Here is a 17,468-nt window from a genome sequence, read left to right as displayed (position 1 = left end):
ATGCTTGAGATGATAAGTCGTTGGTATAAGCGACGTTTTTCAGACCCACATGCCGTGAGCCTAGTCGCGATTTTATTGTTCGGCTTTATCACTATTTATTTTTTCGGGCACTTAATTGCACCATTACTGGTTGCGATCGTTCTTGCATATCTCCTTGAATGGCCTGTCACACAAATGTGCCGTTTTGGTATTCCGCGAACCTTTTCAGTTATCACGGTGATACTTGTCTTTATCGGCTTGATGCTCATTGCGGTTTTCGGATTGGTACCGACTATTTGGACTCAGGTTGGCAACCTAATCAATGATATTCCGAACATGTATACAGGGTTGCAGAAGTTCATCTCCACATTACCGGAGCGTTACCCAGAGCTAGCAAACTTGCAAATTGTTGAGACGGTTGTAACCAACGCTAAAAACCAAGCAATCGGCTTAGGTGAAAGTGTTGTGAAGGGCTCACTTGCGTCACTTGTGAGCATTGCAACCTTAGCGGTTTACTTGATCCTTGTACCTCTATTAGTTTTCTTCTTGTTAAAAGACAAAGAAGAGATGATGAGTATGGCCAGTGGCATCCTGCCAAAGAACCGCAAGTTGGCGAATAAAGTCTGGCACGAGATGAATGAACAGATCTCGAATTACATTCGCGGTAAAGTGCTAGAAATTCTTATTGTCGGTGGAGTGAGCTACGTTACGTTTGCGGTTTTAGACCTGCGTTATTCTGCATTGTTAGCGGTAGCGGTTGGGCTATCGGTTCTGATCCCATACATCGGTGCGGCAGCGGTCACTGTGCCCGTTGCGATTGTTGGTTTGTTCCAGTGGGGATTATCTCCACAGTTTTACTGGTTGCTGGTGGCGTACGGTATTATTCAGGCGCTTGATGGCAACGTTTTAGTACCGGTACTATTCTCCGAAGCGGTGAACCTTCACCCAGTAGCAATTATTGTTGCGGTATTGGTGTTTGGTGGTTTATGGGGCTTCTGGGGCGTATTCTTTGCAATTCCTTTGGCGACACTTGTCAAAGCCGTGTGGAACGCACTGCCAAGTACAGAAGAAAGCGAACCAATACAAGAATAGAAATCGAATCCAATAAAAAGCCCAGCGACTGCTGGGCTTTTTGATGTTTGATTGAAAGCTAGGCTTACGCGTTTTCTTTCAAGTAGTTCACAACCACTTCGTGATGGTCTTTGGTTTTGAACTTGTTGAAAACGTGTTCGATCACACCTTCCTCGTTGATTAGGAAGCTAATACGGTGAAGACCATCGTAGACTTTACCCATGAACTTTTTCTCGCCCCACACACCGAACTGGTCAGCAGCTGCATGGTCTTCGTCAGACAGTAGTGTGAAGTTTAGTTCGTCACGTTCGATGAATTTACCAAGTCGTTTCACTGGGTCGATACTTACGCCCAATACTACAACGTTGTGTGCGTCTAGCTCTGCTTTTACATCACGCAGACCTTTTGCCTGAGTGGTACAGCCCGGTGTCATCGCTTTCGGGTAGAAGTAGAACAGAACTTTCTTACCTTTAAAATCATCGAGAGTAACAGTGTTACCGTCTTGGTCGAGCAAAGAGAAGGCTGGCGCTGGCGTGCCTGCTGTCAGCGTATTCATTGTTATGTCCTTTACTTATTTATAGATTGTTTTTTATGAAATTCAGAGAACCTTGTACGTTGAGCGTATTACAAAGTTCATCGAAATCTTCTTGAAGCTGCATAAGGTTACAGTCGGCTTGGACAGACGCTGTAATTGCAATATGGAATTGGTCAGCATCTAGTTGAACTTTAGACTTACTAATAGTTTGAGCGCTTAGTGAGTTAAGACCAATGTTTTGATCGGCAAAAAACTGGGTGAACTTTTCCGTCAAACCCATTCGGTCTTCTGATTCGATGAAGACCTCAAGATCATATGAGTTGTCTAATAACTCATGTGCGGATGTTCGCTTCATGATAGTGATAAGGTCATGCTCTTGCCCGAGTAGAGGTAATTGCGTTTCGACTCGAGTGATATTGTTGGTGTTGCCTGTCAACAGCATGATCAATGTAAATTCATTACCAAAGATAGCGATTCGGCTATCAGCGATGTTACAGCCAGCTTGTGTGACCAGTTTGACTACTTGATTACAAATGCCTGGGCGATCCGTTCCAACTGCTGTAAGTACCAGATGTTGCGTCATATATGAGCTTCTTGTCCTTTCTTCAATAGAGTGATGTTAGCACAGATAAGCATTAGAAATGTCGAGTTGGTTCCTTTTTTAGGCGCGACTGTTTGCTTTGTAAGCGAAATATTATCGTCTACTTTCTGGACGAGATAATTTCACTCAACTCTGACGTGACGAAGAAAACTGCGAGTATATTCCGCGGGCTAAATAGGTGCCGATCCCATAGGGGATAAAGGCTGCAACGATTATCGTTGAAGCTCGAGAATTGAGCGAACCCCCAGAGTTGAGCAAAAGAATCTTGCTAAACCTCTAACAACTGATAATTATTCATTCATTTGTACTTTGTAAGCGTCTATACACACTTGTGTTTGTTAATCGCATTACAGTACCATGCAGAAAGAGTTAAATGAGGGAGATAGACATGTTTTCAGGAAGTATCGTAGCGTTGATCACGCCATTTAAGCCAGATGGTGAAGTAGATTTCGATGGTCTGCAAAAGCTGGTTGAGTATCACGTTGAGGCGGGTACTGACGGTATTGTTGCGGTAGGCACAACGGGAGAGTCTTCGACTCTAACGATTGAAGAGCATGTGAAGGTCGTAAATAAAACGGTAGAGTTTGCCGACGGTCGCATCCCAGTGATTGCTGGCACAGGTGCAAATGCAACTCATGAGGCAGTCACATTCAGTAAGTTACTTGCAGATTCAGGTATTACAGGCTTCTTAAGTGTTACGCCTTATTATAATAAGCCAACTCAAGAAGGTTTGTTCCAACATTACAAAGCGATCTCTGAAGCAAGTGATGTACCTCTAATTTTATACAATGTACCTGGGCGTACAGCGGTAGATTTGTTGCCTGAGACAGTGGCACGCTTGTCAAAGCTTGATAATATCGTCGCATTGAAAGACGCGACGGGTGATTTGAACCGAATTGCACTTCACCGTGAACTTTGTGGCGAAGATTTTATCTTACTAAGTGGTGATGATGCGACTGGCTTAGAGTTTGTGAAGCTGGGCGGTCATGGTGTTATCTCTGTAACGAATAATATCGCTGCGAAAGACATGGCAGATATGTTCCACTTAGCACGAGACGGTAAGTTTGAAGAGGCTGAAGTAATCAACCAGCGTTTGATGACTTTGCACAAGAACTTATTTATCGAATCAAGCCCTATCCCGGTAAAATGGGCAGCCACTAAGCTAGGCTTGATCGGTGACGGCAGTTTGCGTCTTCCTTTGACACCACTTTCTGAAAAGTCGCAGCCGATTTTGGAACAGGCGCTAACAGACGCCGGTATTTACTAGGATTGAAGTATAACTGAGGGCGAGAGCTCTCAGTTTTTAGGAGTATAGATGAAGCTTTCTAGCCAGTTAGTGATGAGTTCACTGGCTGTTTTTGTATTGACTGCCTGTTCAGGTGGTGCCAACCAGCGTCGTCAAGCAAAAGATGACTTCGAATATTTGAATACTGAGTCGTTATCAGAATGGAATATGCCTGCCGATGCTCAGCCTCAGTTTTATCCAAACTATGACATTCCTCAGGGCAATTTTGAGGGTGGCATTGGTAAGGCTGTTGATATTCGTCCCCCACAAGAAGTGCTAGAGCTGATCCCTGGTGCGCGTTTGGAACGTAGCAATGGTGAGGTTACCCTATGGCTACTTCGCAAAGACGAGCTCGATCTTGTTTGGCAAACCGTCCAAAATATGATTTCGACAAATCAGATTCCAGTAGAGAAACAGAGCGAAAATCTAATTGAAACGGGTTGGGTGACTTGGAATTCAGCCGATGAAGATATGGAAATCGGCAGTCGCTACGATATTTCTCGTTTTGAAGCTAACAACCGCTTTGGATTTAAAGTTAACTTGGTTGATTGGCGAGAAGGCGAGCAGGTTAAGGAAGTCTCGCGCACTAATCGTGAACGCTACAATGTGTTGATGACCAACTTGGTTACAGCTCGTTACGATCAACAAGTTCGTGAAGACGCACAGAAAAAAGCACAGGAATTGGTAAAACAAATTCCAATTACGATGGGAACCGATCGTAGTGGTCTGCCTGTTATTATCGCTCGTGCACAGTACAACGTATTATGGCAACGATTGCCTGAGCTACTTCCAAAAATTGGCTTCACGATTGAAAGTCGTAGTCAATCTCAAGGCACGGTTGAGGCAAAATATGCATCACCTGATGATGTATTTTGGAACGACATTGGTGTGAAACCAATCGATTTAGATGCAGGTAAATATACTTTCCTATTTGGTGACTTAGGAAACCGAACGTCAATTAATGTTACTAATTCGTCAGGCAAACCTGTTGAAGAAGAGTTTTTGAAGTCTTTAGCTCCAGTTTTAGCTGCAGTCGCGAAGCAATAACTCGAACAAAGAAAAGGGACCTGAAGGTCCCTTTTTTATTTCTGTCCACAACGTGTAAATTCAACGAGATTCATCGTTTTCTTTCTTTTGGTCTCCGTAACGTTGTTTATCAAGTTCGTTCAACTTGTCTAAATCGTTCTTACGGCCCTTATCCATCTGACCAAACTTCATTTTTGCGGTGTATTTTAACGCAGCTATATTACCAACCACTATGCTGACCACTATGATGATAATGACCCAAGGGTTGGTTAGTATTTCTATCATAGAGCCTCCGGCAGAGTGATATTGTGAATGAATTTGGTAGTGACCTTATTCAAATTATTCAATATGACGTCAATCCCTGCAATGCTGTCGATCTGATTTTGCTCAATTAACTGCTTTCTCAGTACTTCAGGTGTCAGATGAGCCAAGCATTGTTGCCCAACCGATTTATGGCTGATGTGCCAAGGTTCGATAGCCACACCACCCAAATCTTGTTGGTAAGGGAAGAAAAACCCAAAGCGATCTAGGTTGGCTTCTAACCATTGATAGAAAGCTAGTTGATGACCTTCGAAGTATTCCCACGGTTCTAGCTGTAATTTCGTTTCTGGCGGCAACAAGTTACGCGCATAGACATCAAAATCACACCCCCAATGATGGCGACTGCCACCGGGTAGGGCAGACCAACGTAGAATCGCCATTAGCTTTTCTTCATCACTGAGCATCGCTTTTTCTAAAAGCTGAGAGTGGGAATCTAAGATCTTTAAGTCACCAGAAAACTTACCGTTCCAAATGGCTTTTTGACGGTGAAAGTCGCGAAAGCCACTGGCAATTTCCATCTTAAAGCCAGCCTCGGTTGCGGCTTCAATCATCTTCAACAAATCATCGACGACTTCTGGGTGAAGCATAAACGCCTTTTGCCCCACCAACGTGGATTGAAGATGCGAATCGGTGATTCCGGTAAGTTGCTCTGGTGTCATGGTGCTCTCGTTAAATACTACTTACTACATATATAAGCGTTATTTGGCTAATAAGTGCTTCAGCGTGTTCTCGTACATGTCGGTCAATTTCTCTAGGTCATCGACTTTCACGCACTCGTTTACTTTATGAATCGTCGCGTTAACTGGCCCAAGCTCAACCACTTGACCGCCCATACGCGCGATAAAGCGACCATCAGACGTACCGCCAGTTGTGAGAAGTGCGGGCTTAGTGCTGTTCACTTCATCAACTGCTGCGACAACCGCATCAAGTAGTGCGCCAGTGTCGGTTAGGAACGGGTCGCCATTGAATGTCCACTTTAGATCGTAGTCTAGCTCGTGTTTATCCAGAGTCTCAGTGATGCGTTGAACAATCACTTCGTTGCTCAATTCAGTACTGAAACGAAGGTTAAATTGAACGTTAAACTCGCCTGGAATCACATTAGACGCGCCAGTACCTGCTGAAACGTTCGGGATCTGGAAGCTTGTCGGCGGGAAGTAATCATTCCCTTGGTCCCACTCTGTGGTGGCTAACTCGTGGATTGCCAATAGAGATTGATGAACCGGGTTGTTAGCAAGATGAGGGTAGGCAACGTGGCCTTGTGTTCCGTGTACGGTTAGGTCACCAGTGATTGAACCACGACGGCCATTTTTGACTACGTCACCAACCACTTCAGTACTTGAAGGTTCACCAACGATGCACATATCGATGTTCTCGCCGCGTTCCATTAAGGTTTCGACTACGCGAACGGTGCCGTTGATGAATGGGCCTTCTTCGTCAGAGGTGATTAAAAAGCCGATCGAGCCTTTGTGGTCTGGGTTATCTGCAATAAACCGTTCAACTGCCACCACCATACAAGCGAGTGAGCCTTTCATGTCAGCGGCGCCACGACCGTGAAGGTAACCATCTACAATCGTTGGTTCAAATGGGTGCGTATCCCATTGCTCTAACTTGCCCGCAGGCACAACATCAGTGTGACCAGCGAAAGCAAACAGCGGCGCTTGTGTGCCTCGGCGAGCCCAGAAGTTTGTTGTGTCTTCAAACACCATCACTTCGATTTCAAAACCAAGCGCTTTTAATCGCTCGATCATCACTTCCTGACAGCCTGCATCTTCAGGCGTTACAGACTGGCGGCTGATCAGGTCTTTAGCGAGTGCCAGTACTGGACTGTCTGTCATCCTTGATTGTTCCTTTAATTAAGAGTTAAAAATGGTCGCGTATTGGTCTGCTTTGAAACCAATATGTAGTTGGTCTTCAACTTTCAAGATTGGGCGTTTAATCATCGCTGGGTTTTCTACTAATAGCGCGATTGCGTTTTCTTCATTAAGAGAATCTTTTTGTTCTTGAGTCAGCTGACGGAAAGTTGTACCACGTTTGTTTAGTACTTGCTCCCAACCTAGTGTGTTGCAAAATTCGGTAACCATTGCTGCATCGACACCTTGTTTGCGGTAATCATGGAAATTAAAAGCAACATTTTCTGCTTCTAACCATTTCTTCGCTTTTTTAATCGTGTCGCAGTTTGGGATGCCGAACATGGTGATCGTCATAATGTGTCCTTTTGAGTCTTACTTTCTTCTTTCCGAGCCAATTACTTGAATGTGGCTTATTTATTCATTGAGTTGTTAACGCATCCTACCAAGAAGCAACGAAACTGACAAAATGATGAGATGAATAATTTACTTCTTGAAAAAAATAAGGCAGAAATTGCTGGGAAAGGGCGAGTTATTGATCAACCTCAACAAATTACTGTGCAAAAAAGAAATAATGAATCAGCACAATTTTAGGAGGTGTCAATGGAATTGAGTCCTGTTTTTGCAAGGCGGCTGTATTTAGCCTTACTGGTCGAAAGTCTAGAAAGGCCAAATGTGCCTAGGTTAATCGAAAAAACGGGGTGGCCTCGTCGTACTATTCAAGATGTACTTAAGGCTTTACCGGGGATCGGCATTGAACTGATTTTTGTTCAAGATGGCCGACGTCACAATGACGGTTATTACCAGCTTTCTGACTGGGGGCCTTTTGATAGTCAATGGGTTCTTGAGCGAGAGAAAGATATCGCTACTAGTCTTGGATTTCGTGCATAAGCCAGCAACAGCTGGCTTTTTTTGTATCTAAACAATCTTATCTATTTTGGCACTGATATGCAGTCCCTAAGACGCTAAATGAAGTGGTAAAGTCTTGCGGTGATATCATATAAACCGTATCGGCATTGAGTTTTGCCGCCTTGTTTTTAAGATCGATCATCGCGCCTTGCATCATGGCGTCATTGGTAAAAAACAGGTAACTGTACCAGTGACCTTCACTGCCGGTGAGCTCACCTAAATACTCGCATTGCTCAGGGTTAAATTGGTTGTCGATGCGAATTTCCACGTCAAAGCTTGTTTCACTTGGCAAGGTTGAGGGTGCAGAGCAGCCTGTTAATGCCAATGCGATGCACCCTATCATCACATAATGCCGCATATTATTTCCCCATCACGATGTAAGTGGCAAAACCAATCCAGCTGAGTACCAATAATGCCCAAGGTAATACGGTAGGTTTGCTCGTTGGCGCTTCAATACTTGCTGATTCTTGTTCAACGACGTCATCGAGTTGACGCTGTTTTTCTCTCTGTTGCTTTTTCTTTGCTTTATCGGCTTGTCGATTGCGTTCTTTCTGTTGTTTCTTGTACTGAGCAATGCCTTTTTCAATCCCTTGAGCGATCAGTTTAGTCTGCTCTTTGGTCTGGCCAGGCTTTTGGGTTGATTTAGCTATTTTCATCGCTTCAGTTTGGGTTTCTTGAGAAGGAACGGGTGCTGCTGTGTTTTTCTTTTTCATGCTTTTTTATCGACGTCACTGTAAATCTTAACCTAGTTTACCTGCGTAAGATGACGAAATGAACTTTAGTTCTCATCTTTGCCGGGTTGCAACTCTTAAGCGATCGGTTAAAGTGGCGTTTTTATGAAACTAAGAAGACGATATTGTGCGTTACTCATTTGATCAGTACGACGCTCATGGATTTTTGAAAGCGCCAATTATGTTATGGCTAGGTTGGATGTTCCTAGCACGCTCTTGGGTGGTGTTTGCCATGGCAGGAGTAAGTAGAGACAGTGGTAGCAAGATATTAGCGATTGTTTACCCTGACTCTAATACGTTATATCTCGGCCTCTCGATGGGTATTCCAAGCTTGTTACTGATGTGGCTGATGGGCTTGCGCCATCCGGATAGAGGCTGGGTGAATCAAATTACCCAACATGGTCGTGCTATGACTTTGATCTTGTGCGGTATTCAATTGGCTCAGACCATGTATCATGTCTACCTCGAACATGGTGTATTCAACTGGGCAAACGCGCTCACAATTACCCTGTTAACTTGGTTTATGATCTATCTTCTAAATGGAAGATGGGTGAAAGACTGCTTCAACGTGCCACAGATTGAGCACAAAGAAGAACAGCCATCAAAAAATTAAGAACAAAAATTTCCCGCACGGGGCTATAAAGAGGATATCTCAATGTCACAAGCTCAAACGGCGATTGTGCCTGAAGCAGGACCATTTGCACTTTACACTCAGTTAAAAGTGAACCAAAACCGTGAAAACGTACTGGCGAAACTGAAAGCGCTACCTGAGCTAGTAAATGAGCTAAATGCGAGCCAACCAGGTGCAGACCTAACGATTTCTATCGCATTCACTAAGTCTTTTTGGCAGCACCTAAACATGCAAATGCCAGAAGAGTTGATCGACTTCCCTGAGCTGGGTGAAGGCGACGTGATTGCGCCCGCATCTGATGTTGATGTACTGATTCACTGCCACTCAACTCGTCACGATTTGCACTTCTATGTACTGCGTAAATTCCTAGTGGATACAGCAGAAGATGTAACAGTCGTCGACGAAACTTACGGTTACCGTTACCTAGATGCTCGTGACATGACGGATTTCGTTGATGGCACTGAAAACCCGAAAGGTGACGCTCGTGCCGACGTTGCATTGATCAAAGACGGCGCTTTCGCTGGTGGTAGCTACGTGATGGTTCAACGCTTTGAGCACAACCTTCCTGCATGGAACCGTTTGAATGTATCTGCTCAAGAGAAAGTGATTGGCCGTACTAAACCAGATTCTATTGAGCTAGAAGACGTTCCAGCTGCTTCTCACGTAGGTCGCGTAGACATTAAAGAAGAAGGTAAAGGTCTTAAGATCGTTCGCCACAGCTTGCCATACGGCACAGCGACTGGCGCACATGGTCTGCTGTTTATCTCTTACTGCAACACTATCTACAACATCAAAGTGATGCTTGAAAGCATGTACGGCGTGACGGATGGTAAGACAGACCAACTGCTTCGTTTCACTAAAGCGGTAACAGGCGCGTACTTCTTCGCTCCATCACAAGAAATGCTAGCGGAATTGGCGATTAAGTAATTTCCTAGAAGCAACTTTTACTAAAGCCCTCCGCTCGGAGGGCTTTTTCGTCTTTCGTCCCTTTCCATTACTTTTAGCGCTGGCTCTTTTCCAAAAAACACTAAACCTTTCTGCAATTTGGTCGATAAGTATCCAAAGCCTTAATTTCAGGACCTTTATTCGTGGCGATCACCGTTAATACCAATGTGGCAGCACTTGTCGCACAGCGTCATTTGACCAGTGCAACAGACATGCTGAACCAATCCATGGAGCGTTTGTCTTCAGGGAAGCGTATTAACAGCGCAAAGGATGACGCTGCAGGTCTACAAATCTCCAACCGTCTCCAATCGCAAATGCGTGGTTTGGATGTTGCGGTACGCAATGCGAACGATGGCATTTCTATTATGCAAACCGCAGAAGGGGCAATGAATGAAGTGACCAATATCATGCAGCGCATGCGTGATTTGTCGCTACAGTCTGCTAACGGTTCAAACAGCAAAGCGGAACGTACTGCGCTGCAAGAAGAGGTCTCTGCTTTAAATGATGAGTTAAGTCGTATTGCGGAAACCACCTCATTTGGTGGGCGTAAACTATTGAATGGCACATTTGGCACATCGTCTTTTCAAATCGGTGCAACTGCTGGTGAAGCGGTACAAATTGGCCTACGGACTATGCAGCCGGAATCTTTTACTAGCTTTTCTATGAGATCATCTCAAAGGGTCGGCTCCGATTGGACGGTTCAAAGCGGAAACAACGATATTGTTATCCACTATCGTGATAACAATTTTGAAGAGCAGGAGATCCGTATTGAAGCTAAAGCAGGTGATGATATAGAAGAACTCGCTACTTACATTAATGGGCAAACCGATAAAGTAAAAGCGTCTGTTAATGAAGAGGGGCAACTGCAGTTACTGATGTCCTATAAAGATGCCATAGGATACCCTGGACCAACCTTCAGTGGTGGTTTGGGCGATGAGTTAGAACTTGACAAGTATGTCACCGTAAAACGAACGGTAGATAAAATTGATATCAGTACGGTGGGTGGTGCTCAAATGGCGGTTGGTATTCTAGATGACGCCATGAAAACAGTGGACAGCAGTCGTGCTGAGCTAGGCGCGTATCAAAACCGCTTTAATCATGCGATCAATAATCTGGATAACATCCATGAAAACCTAGCGGCTTCGAACAGCCGTATCCAAGATACTGACTACGCCAAAGAAACCACGCAAATGGTGAAGCAGCAGATCTTACAACAAGTCAGCACTTCGATTTTGGCACAAGCAAAGCAAGCACCAAACCTTGCTTTGACGCTGCTTGGTTAATGGTTCGTAACGCGCGAATTTAACGCAAAACCAGCTTGTATCGACAGTAATAAAAGAAGCTTTAGTGAAATTTTAAAGTTTTTTTGCTTTTTTATTTACTTCATCACTATTTCCCTCCCAAACGAACTTTTTTTCAAAAAAACGTATTTTTTTCCTCAAGAAATCAGAAGCAGCGCCGTTAATAAAAGTAACTTTGAGAGAACTACTTGGTTTTCCGAGACGTCGGAAACCGCTACATCGGAAAATCAATTGGAGAAATCACCATGGCAGTGAATGTAAATACAAACGTATCGGCGATGACCGCTCAGCGTTACCTAAACAACGCAAACTCAGCTCAACAAACTTCAATGGAGCGTTTGTCTTCAGGCTTTAAAATCAACAGCGCAAAAGATGACGCTGCGGGTCTACAAATCTCGAACCGCTTGAACGTTCAAAGCCGTGGTTTAGACGTTGCGGTACGTAACGCGAATGATGGTATTTCTATTGCACAGACGGCTGAAGGTGCAATGAATGAGACAACCAACATCCTACAACGTATGCGTGACCTATCTCTACAATCTGCAAACGGCTCTAACTCAAAAGCAGAGCGTGTTGCGATCCAGGAAGAAGTAACGGCACTAAACGATGAGCTTAACCGTATCGCTGAAACGACATCATTCGGTGGTAACAAGCTGCTAAACGGCACGCATGGTTCGAAATCTTTCCAAATTGGTGCAGATAATGGCGAAGCAGTAATGCTTGAGCTAAAAGACATGCGCTCAGACAACAAAATGATGGGTGGCAGCAGCTACGTCGCTGAAAACGGTAAAGGTAAAGACTGGTCGGTTGCTGGCGACAAAGCAGACCTGACTATCTCGCTAAAAGACAGCTTTGGTGAAGAGCAAGAGTTCACTATCAACGCAAAAGCTGGCGATGATATTGAAGAAGTAGCAACTTACATCAACGGTCAAACTGACCTAGTGAAAGCATCTGTAGGTGAAGACGGTAAGCTACAAGTATTTGCGGGTAACAACAAAGTTGACGGCGAAGTGTCATTCTCTGGTGGTCTGGCTGGTGAGCTGAACTTAAGTGAAGCTAAAGCGGTAACAGTAGATACGATCGACGTAACATCGGTTGCAGGTGCACAAGAGTCTGTAGCTATTGTTGATGCGGCACTGAAATACGTAGACAGCCACCGTGCAGAGCTAGGTGCTTTTCAAAACCGTTTCAACCATGCAATCAGCAACTTGGATAACATTAACGAGAACGTGAACGCATCGAAGAGCCGTATCAAAGATACAGACTTCGCGAAAGAAACGACTCAAATGACCAAGTCACAAATTCTATCGCAAGCGTCAAGCTCAATCCTTGCGCAAGCGAAACAAGCGCCTAACTCAGCGCTAAGTCTACTAGGTTAATTCATTAACTTAAGACAAGACCCTCATTGGCTCGTGGTGAGAGATGAGCGAGTAAACCCAGCTTCGGCTGGGTTTTTTTCGTTTTAATGCCCAAGTGGCTAAGCAGTAACCAAAAACAGTGTGAAGGTGGGATGTAAATCACAGTTAAGAATGTCGAACAAAAAAATCGCAAAAAAAAATAATTTTCTCCTAAAGGATATCCAAAGGTCGCCGTTAAAGGGACTGAGAGAAATGAGATGTACCTAAGTGAGGTGAGAGACACGAGGGTGCATTAGCAAAAGCCTTAAGGAGATCAATTATGGCGATTAACGTTAATACTAACGTCTCTGCAATGACCGCACAGCGTTACCTAAACCACGCAGCTGAAGGTCAACAAAAATCAATGGAGCGTTTGTCTTCGGGCTACAAAATCAATAGCGCGAAAGATGATGCTGCAGGTCTACAGATTTCAAACCGTTTAAATGCACAGAGCCGCGGCCTAGATATGGCGGTAAAAAATGCAAACGACGGTATTTCTATTGCACAAGTAGCTGAAGGTGCAATGAATGAGTCTACCAACATCCTACAACGTATGCGTGACCTGTCACTGCAATCTGCGAATGGTTCAAACTCTAAAGCTGAACGTGTAGCGATCCAAGAAGAAGTAACAGCGTTAAACGATGAGCTAAACCGTATTGCTGAGACAACTTCGTTCGGTGGTAACAAACTTCTAAACGGTACTTACGGTACTCAATCTTTCCAAATCGGTGCAGACTCTGGTGAAGCCGTTAAGCTTTCTATGGGAAGTCTACGCTCAGACACAACAGAAATGGGTGGTAAGAGCTATGCTGCTGAAGAAGGCAAAGATGCGTCTTGGAAAGTAGGCGACAACACTGAACTAAGCATGAAGTACACAACTAAGCTTGGTGAAGAGAAAGAAGTTACTATTCAAGCGAAGAAAGGCGATGATATCGAGCAACTTGCGACTTATATCAATGGTCAAAATGAAGATGTAAAAGCTTCTGTTGGCGAAGACGGTAAACTGCAAGTATTTGCTGCGACTCAGAAAGTAACTGGTGATGTTGAGTTCTCTGGCGGCCTAGCTGGTGAGATCGGCTTTGGTGACGCGAAAGACGTATCTGTAAAAGATATTGACGTGACTTCAGTTGCTGGCGCTCAGGAAGCGGTTGCTGTGATTGATGGCGCACTTAAATCTGTAGACAGCCAACGTGCTTCTCTAGGTGCATTCCAAAACCGATTCGACCATGCGATCAGCAACTTAGATAACATTAATGAAAACGTTAATGCATCTAAGAGCCGCATTAAAGATACAGACTACGCTAAAGAAACAACTTCGATGACGAAGTCGCAAATTCTTCAGCAAGCGAGTACTTCTATTTTAGCTCAAGCAAAGCAGTCTCCTTCTGCAGCGCTAAGTCTACTGGGCTAATTGGGTCGACTAAGCCTAAGTTTTAGGTCACCATAGCGATAGAACTCTATCGCTAGCTATTAAGGTGGAAGGGAGAGTGTGATGGAAATATCCTCTTACGCATCGAACATCCAGCCTTACGGCTCACCTAGTGGCATAAAAGTTGCTAAAGAAAATGGCGGAGACGAAGCTAGAATTTCAAGTCCGGCAGGGGCTAGCACTGTAAATTCAGTGCAAGAACCTGAACATGACTTCTCTGTTCAAGCGGCATTAGAAATTGCTGAACAGCAAAAAGAGCTGAACAGAGAAGAGCGACAAAAGATTGTGGATCAAATGAATGAGTTTGTTACATCCATCAATAAAGGCGTCGCATTTCGTGTGGATGAAGAATCAGGTAGAGATGTAGTGACGATTTATGAAGCCACCACTGGTGATGTAATTCGCCAGATACCTGATGAAGAAATGCTAGAGATATTACGTCGTCTAGCCGCACATTCTGCTAACACAGGTTTGTTAGTAGAAAAGGTGTAAGTCGTTTTTGAGGTGATTTGATGAGTTTAGGCCCTTTGGGTATGTCTGGTGGCATGGATATTAATTCCATGGTCAGCAAAATTGTGGATGCGGAGCGTGTGCCAAAACAGCAACGCATCGACAATGAGCGAATGAAGATAGACACCAGCATTAGTGCCTATGGGCGACTCAGAGAATCATTGGATACGATGAAAAATCTCATGGCGAATTTTCGTCAAGAGAAAGCATTTGCCGTTCGTAAAGTTGATACAACGGACGATGCTGTCGTGTCAGCAACTGCAACCACTGATGCTATAGCTGGTAAGTATGCTATCGATGTGTTGCAGCTTGCACAGAGCCATAAATTGGCGTCGGATGTTGTTCCTGAAGACGCAAAATTTGGTCCTGGTAAGCTGCAGATTTCATTAGGTGACAAAGACTTTGAAGTTAATGTCAGTGCTGGTACCAAACTAGCCGATGTTGTTCGTGGAATAAATGGGGCCAAGGGTAACCCTGGTGTCCGTGCCTCCATCATTAACGATGTAGAAGGGCCACGTCTGATCCTTGCCTCGAACCAATCAGGCAAGGACCATCAACTTCATATCAATGTTGATTCTGAAGTGGGAAACCCACTTAAGAAATTTGAATACAAAACGTTAGAAGAGCGAGTAAAAGCGCTCGAAGACGCTCGCAATGCAGCGGAAGAGATCATTGGTCCGCTAACCTCTCCAGAAAATGACAAACTCGCTGATCCAAATGCTCCTCAAGAGCTTGATGAGCAAGGTAATCCTATTCCTCCTGAAGAAGCCTCATCTCCGCAGGAAAACGCCTCTGACGCTGATAAAAATGAACCTATTTCATCATTTGGTGCAGAAGCGGCAAAAGCTGGTCAAGCGGCGATAGATCAAGCGCAGAAGAAAGCCGGCATGATGCCTGAAGATAGCATCGGCGGATGGTCAGAAGCGGCATCTGGAACTTTGCTGGACTCTTATCGCACGCCCGAGCTTGAACTCGATGAAAAAGCGATAGGAAAAGCTCCTGATATCCCTGGCTGGACAAACACCGCATCAGGCACGTTGACTGACTCTTATGTTACTGCGAAAGAAGCGCAGCAACAGCTAGAGCAAGAAAAAGCGGAGATTGAACAAAAAATCGCTGACGAGAAGCAGGAGCTGGACGAAAAAGTAGCTCGTGGTGAACTCACTCAAGATCAAGCTACTCAGATGCACAGGGCAAAGCTTGATCCCAAAGAACGTGAAAAGCTTGAAAAGATTGACGTCGCTGAAGCTAAATTAGAAAAAGCACAAAAATCGTTTGAGACTTACATGGGGATGGCTCAGGTTCAAGCGGGTCAAGACTCTCTAGTCGTACTTGATGGCGTTGCTCAACTTTCTAGCCACAACAACGTCATAGAAGATGCAGTTGAAGGTGTAAGCTTGAGCTTGAAAGGTACGACACCTAAGGACAAGCCTGCCGCAGAAATTGGCGTTGAATATGACAGGCAGAGTGTGCGCCAAGATATAGAGACGTTTGTTTCGGCATATAACAACTTCTATCAAACCTCCAAAGCTTTGTCTGGTGTTGACCCGATGACTGGACAAAAAGGCCCCTTAGCTGGTGATAGCACCGTTAGGAGTGCTGATTCTAGATTGAAGTCAGTGTTTTCGAGTCGCATTGAAAAAGCGCCAGAAAACCTCAAGTCACTCACTGAGTTTGGGGTCACCACCACTCGACAAGGTACTCTAGAGATAAACTATGAGATGCTTGATAAGCAGCTCAACAATAACTTCAACGAACTGGAAAAATTTTTTGGCGGCAATACAGGTTTTGCTAAGCGGATAGAAGATGCCATTCATGGTATTACCGGAATCACGGGTTCTATCAGAACCAGAGAAAAAAGCCTTACAGAACAAAACTATCGTTTAAATGACGATCAGGCGGCATTAGATCGCCGCATAGAGGGGCTTGAAAAGCGTACTCATGACAAGTTTACAGCCATGCAAGACGCCACAGGCAAAATGCAGGGGCAACTCGGTGCATTAATGAGCGCGTTGGGTTAATAAATGGAATCTGAACTAGCAAGCTTGCGTGACCTCGATCAACTAATTTCTCAAGAATTAGAAAAAGTTGAACTAAATACTGAAGAAATTTTGCGTTTGGTCGATATTAGGGAACAGATGTTGCAAAACCTGCTGCCTATTGTCGAAGGCAATACTGATTTGAAGCAGGATGCGGAGTGGCAAGCAGTGGTCACTCGAACTAAAGAAATTGTTGAGCTGATGCAGTGTGAAACGAGCCAACTAGGGAAGCAGCTTCATAAGCTTCGTTACGGCCAACGTTCTCTTCAGCAGTACAAAAAATTTACATAAAAGAGGAATACTATGCGCGGTTCATTACAGGCATATAAAAAGGTTTCAGTTGACAGCCAACTAAGTGCTGCGTCTCCGCACAAAGTAATTCAAATGCTGATGGCTGGTGCAATTGAACGTTTGATTCAAGGCAAAGCAGCGATGCAAGCAGGCAACATTCCTGCAAAAGGTGAGCGTCTTGGTAAAGCGTTAGACATCATTATTGCACTGCGTAGTTGCTTATCTATGGATGACGGTGGTGACATTGCTTCAAACTTAGATTCTTTGTATGAGTTTATGATTACTCGGATTTCAGCGGCTAACCATCAAAATGATCCTCAGCCTATTGATGATGTGATCGATATTATTCGAGAGATCAAATCAGCATGGGACCAGATTCCACAAGAGTTCCACAACCTAACTGCGGCTGAAGTTGGTATTTAATATCGAAAACAATACTTTATGACAGACATAATGTATTGCTACTGATTGCACAACAGTTGGTGCATTAAAGTTTCAATCGAGCTCACACCTCTTTATTGCTTGGTTGCCTTATTTTTTTATTCAAATAAAATAGAAGTCATTAGTGGCCCTAATGGCTTTTTTTGTTGCTGATTTTCTTATTTTGTCTATCGTTATTT

General features: G+C 44.3%; 21 protein-coding genes. 13 read left to right on the top strand and 8 right to left on the bottom strand.

Annotated elements, in window-relative coordinates; translation table 11 throughout:
- Nucleotides 1-1,071: an AI-2E family transporter gene (locus B853_RS10925; RefSeq protein WP_010449668.1), complete on the top strand. Its 1,071-nt coding sequence runs from the start codon at nt 1-3 to the stop codon at nt 1,069-1,071.
- Between the two features lie 64 nt (nt 1,072-1,135).
- On the opposite strand, the gene bcp is transcribed toward B853_RS10925, so the two are convergent.
- Nucleotides 1,136-1,606 (bottom strand): thioredoxin-dependent thiol peroxidase, encoded by a 471-nt coding sequence (bcp, locus tag B853_RS10920; RefSeq protein WP_010449666.1) that lies wholly within the window; start codon nt 1,604-1,606, stop codon nt 1,136-1,138.
- 19 nt (nt 1,607-1,625) lie between these two features.
- The gene (locus tag B853_RS10915) at nt 1,626-2,168 is read right to left on the bottom strand and encodes a glycine cleavage system transcriptional repressor (protein WP_010449664.1); all 543 of its coding nucleotides are present in this window, start codon (nt 2,166-2,168) and stop codon (nt 1,626-1,628) included.
- Between the two features lie 406 nt (nt 2,169-2,574).
- On the opposite strand from B853_RS10915, the gene dapA reads away from it, so the two are divergent.
- On the top strand, nt 2,575-3,453 hold the full coding sequence (gene dapA / locus B853_RS10910; RefSeq protein WP_010449663.1) for a 4-hydroxy-tetrahydrodipicolinate synthase: 879 nt from the start codon (nt 2,575-2,577) through the stop codon (nt 3,451-3,453).
- 48 nt (nt 3,454-3,501) lie between these two features.
- Nucleotides 3,502-4,518 carry an outer membrane protein assembly factor BamC gene (gene bamC / locus B853_RS10905; RefSeq protein WP_038886636.1) on the top strand — a complete coding sequence of 339 codons (1,017 nt, stop codon included), beginning with the start codon at nt 3,502-3,504 and terminating at the stop codon, nt 4,516-4,518.
- Nucleotides 4,519-4,578: 60 nt separating this feature from the next.
- On the opposite strand, the gene B853_RS10900 is transcribed toward bamC, so the two are convergent.
- The 4 genes from B853_RS10900 to B853_RS10885 are packed head-to-tail and all read right to left on the bottom strand — an operon-like array spanning nt 4,579 to nt 7,022.
- The gene (locus B853_RS10900) at nt 4,579-4,782 is read right to left on the bottom strand and encodes a DUF2897 family protein (RefSeq protein WP_010449659.1); all 204 of its coding nucleotides are present in this window, start codon (nt 4,780-4,782) and stop codon (nt 4,579-4,581) included.
- Nucleotides 4,779-5,477 carry a M15 family metallopeptidase gene (locus B853_RS10895; RefSeq protein WP_038886638.1) on the bottom strand — a complete coding sequence of 233 codons (699 nt, stop codon included), beginning with the start codon at nt 5,475-5,477 and terminating at the stop codon, nt 4,779-4,781. The genes B853_RS10900 and B853_RS10895 overlap by 4 nt, the downstream gene beginning before the upstream one ends.
- Nucleotides 5,478-5,516: 39 nt before the next feature.
- On the bottom strand, nt 5,517-6,653 hold the full coding sequence (gene dapE, locus B853_RS10890; protein WP_038886639.1) for a succinyl-diaminopimelate desuccinylase: 1,137 nt from the start codon (nt 6,651-6,653) through the stop codon (nt 5,517-5,519).
- An 18-nt stretch (nt 6,654-6,671) separates the two neighbouring features.
- A complete protein-coding gene (locus tag B853_RS10885) occupies nt 6,672-7,022 on the bottom strand; it encodes an ArsC family reductase (protein ID WP_038886641.1) in 351 nt (116 codons plus the stop codon).
- Between the two features lie 246 nt (nt 7,023-7,268).
- Here B853_RS10885 and B853_RS10880 point away from each other — a divergent pair, with 246 nt between their 5' ends.
- Nucleotides 7,269-7,556 carry a winged helix-turn-helix domain-containing protein gene (locus B853_RS10880; RefSeq protein WP_010449652.1) on the top strand — a complete coding sequence of 96 codons (288 nt, stop codon included), beginning with the start codon at nt 7,269-7,271 and terminating at the stop codon, nt 7,554-7,556.
- 37 nt (nt 7,557-7,593) lie between these two features.
- On the opposite strand, the gene B853_RS10875 is transcribed toward B853_RS10880, so the two are convergent.
- Both B853_RS10875 and B853_RS10870 read right to left on the bottom strand, forming a co-directional pair.
- Nucleotides 7,594-7,932, bottom strand: a complete 339-nt coding sequence (locus B853_RS10875; protein ID WP_038886643.1) for a DUF4156 domain-containing protein — start codon at nt 7,930-7,932, stop codon at nt 7,594-7,596.
- A 1-nt stretch (nt 7,933) separates the two neighbouring features.
- The gene (locus B853_RS10870) at nt 7,934-8,287 is read right to left on the bottom strand and encodes a DUF2956 domain-containing protein (protein ID WP_038886645.1); all 354 of its coding nucleotides are present in this window, start codon (nt 8,285-8,287) and stop codon (nt 7,934-7,936) included.
- A gap of 145 nt (nt 8,288-8,432) precedes the next feature.
- Here B853_RS10870 and B853_RS10865 point away from each other — a divergent pair, with 145 nt between their 5' ends.
- The 9 genes from B853_RS10865 to fliS all read left to right on the top strand — a co-directional run bounded on the left by B853_RS10865 (nt 8,433) and on the right by fliS (nt 17,271).
- Nucleotides 8,433-8,918 carry a DUF2919 domain-containing protein gene (locus tag B853_RS10865; RefSeq protein WP_038886646.1) on the top strand — a complete coding sequence of 162 codons (486 nt, stop codon included), beginning with the start codon at nt 8,433-8,435 and terminating at the stop codon, nt 8,916-8,918.
- A gap of 42 nt (nt 8,919-8,960) precedes the next feature.
- Nucleotides 8,961-9,863: a Dyp-type peroxidase gene (locus tag B853_RS10860; protein WP_038886648.1), complete on the top strand. Its 903-nt coding sequence runs from the start codon at nt 8,961-8,963 to the stop codon at nt 9,861-9,863.
- A 161-nt stretch (nt 9,864-10,024) separates the two neighbouring features.
- Nucleotides 10,025-11,164, top strand: coding sequence for a flagellin (locus tag B853_RS10855; RefSeq protein WP_038886649.1), 1,140 nt, complete (start codon nt 10,025-10,027; stop codon nt 11,162-11,164).
- 263 nt (nt 11,165-11,427) lie between these two features.
- On the top strand, nt 11,428-12,561 hold the full coding sequence (locus tag B853_RS10845) for a flagellin (protein ID WP_010446726.1): 1,134 nt from the start codon (nt 11,428-11,430) through the stop codon (nt 12,559-12,561).
- A 298-nt stretch (nt 12,562-12,859) separates the two neighbouring features.
- Nucleotides 12,860-13,990 carry a flagellin gene (locus B853_RS10840; protein WP_010449642.1) on the top strand — a complete coding sequence of 377 codons (1,131 nt, stop codon included), beginning with the start codon at nt 12,860-12,862 and terminating at the stop codon, nt 13,988-13,990.
- Between the two features lie 81 nt (nt 13,991-14,071).
- Nucleotides 14,072-14,500, top strand: a complete 429-nt coding sequence (flaG, locus tag B853_RS10835) for a flagellar protein FlaG (RefSeq protein WP_038884884.1) — start codon at nt 14,072-14,074, stop codon at nt 14,498-14,500.
- Between the two features lie 20 nt (nt 14,501-14,520).
- Nucleotides 14,521-16,539 (top strand): flagellar filament capping protein FliD, encoded by a 2,019-nt coding sequence (gene fliD, locus B853_RS10830; RefSeq protein ID WP_038884883.1) that lies wholly within the window; start codon nt 14,521-14,523, stop codon nt 16,537-16,539.
- Nucleotides 16,540-16,542: 3 nt separating this feature from the next.
- On the top strand, nt 16,543-16,848 hold the full coding sequence (locus B853_RS10825) for a flagellar protein FliT (protein ID WP_010449635.1): 306 nt from the start codon (nt 16,543-16,545) through the stop codon (nt 16,846-16,848).
- 12 nt (nt 16,849-16,860) lie between these two features.
- Complete coding sequence (gene fliS / locus B853_RS10820) at nt 16,861-17,271, top strand: flagellar export chaperone FliS (protein WP_038884882.1); 411 nt, start codon at nt 16,861-16,863, stop codon at nt 17,269-17,271.
- Nucleotides 17,272-17,468 lie beyond the last annotated feature (197 nt).

The organism is Vibrio rotiferianus CAIM 577 = LMG 21460, assembly GCF_002741985.1.
GTDB classification, from domain to species: Bacteria; Pseudomonadota; Gammaproteobacteria; order Enterobacterales; family Vibrionaceae; genus Vibrio; species Vibrio rotiferianus.
The sequence above is the reverse complement of the archived record's forward strand: the minus strand, read 5'-3'. Positions and strand labels throughout refer to the sequence as shown.

Excerpts from the sequence above, each read along its gene's own strand:
- B853_RS10925 (WP_010449668.1), top strand. The coding sequence starts at position 1 with ATGCTTGAGATGATAAGTCGTTGGTATAAGCGACGTTTTTCAGACCCA.
- bcp (WP_010449666.1), bottom strand. The coding sequence starts at position 1,606 with ATGAATACGCTGACAGCAGGCACGCCAGCGCCAGCCTTCTCTTTGCTC.
- B853_RS10915 (WP_010449664.1), bottom strand. The coding sequence starts at position 2,168 with ATGACGCAACATCTGGTACTTACAGCAGTTGGAACGGATCGCCCAGGC.
- dapA (WP_010449663.1), top strand. The coding sequence starts at position 2,575 with ATGTTTTCAGGAAGTATCGTAGCGTTGATCACGCCATTTAAGCCAGAT.
- bamC (WP_038886636.1), top strand. The coding sequence starts at position 3,502 with ATGAAGCTTTCTAGCCAGTTAGTGATGAGTTCACTGGCTGTTTTTGTA.
- B853_RS10900 (WP_010449659.1), bottom strand. The coding sequence starts at position 4,782 with ATGATAGAAATACTAACCAACCCTTGGGTCATTATCATCATAGTGGTC.
- B853_RS10895 (WP_038886638.1), bottom strand. The coding sequence starts at position 5,477 with ATGACACCAGAGCAACTTACCGGAATCACCGATTCGCATCTTCAATCC.
- dapE (WP_038886639.1), bottom strand. The coding sequence starts at position 6,653 with ATGACAGACAGTCCAGTACTGGCACTCGCTAAAGACCTGATCAGCCGC.
- B853_RS10885 (WP_038886641.1), bottom strand. The coding sequence starts at position 7,022 with ATGACGATCACCATGTTCGGCATCCCAAACTGCGACACGATTAAAAAA.
- B853_RS10880 (WP_010449652.1), top strand. The coding sequence starts at position 7,269 with ATGGAATTGAGTCCTGTTTTTGCAAGGCGGCTGTATTTAGCCTTACTG.
- B853_RS10875 (WP_038886643.1), bottom strand. The coding sequence starts at position 7,932 with ATGCGGCATTATGTGATGATAGGGTGCATCGCATTGGCATTAACAGGC.
- B853_RS10870 (WP_038886645.1), bottom strand. The coding sequence starts at position 8,287 with ATGAAAAAGAAAAACACAGCAGCACCCGTTCCTTCTCAAGAAACCCAA.
- B853_RS10860 (WP_038886648.1), top strand. The coding sequence starts at position 8,961 with ATGTCACAAGCTCAAACGGCGATTGTGCCTGAAGCAGGACCATTTGCA.
- B853_RS10845 (WP_010446726.1), top strand. The coding sequence starts at position 11,428 with ATGGCAGTGAATGTAAATACAAACGTATCGGCGATGACCGCTCAGCGT.
- B853_RS10840 (WP_010449642.1), top strand. The coding sequence starts at position 12,860 with ATGGCGATTAACGTTAATACTAACGTCTCTGCAATGACCGCACAGCGT.
- flaG (WP_038884884.1), top strand. The coding sequence starts at position 14,072 with ATGGAAATATCCTCTTACGCATCGAACATCCAGCCTTACGGCTCACCT.
- fliD (WP_038884883.1), top strand. The coding sequence starts at position 14,521 with ATGAGTTTAGGCCCTTTGGGTATGTCTGGTGGCATGGATATTAATTCC.
- B853_RS10825 (WP_010449635.1), top strand. The coding sequence starts at position 16,543 with ATGGAATCTGAACTAGCAAGCTTGCGTGACCTCGATCAACTAATTTCT.
- fliS (WP_038884882.1), top strand. The coding sequence starts at position 16,861 with ATGCGCGGTTCATTACAGGCATATAAAAAGGTTTCAGTTGACAGCCAA.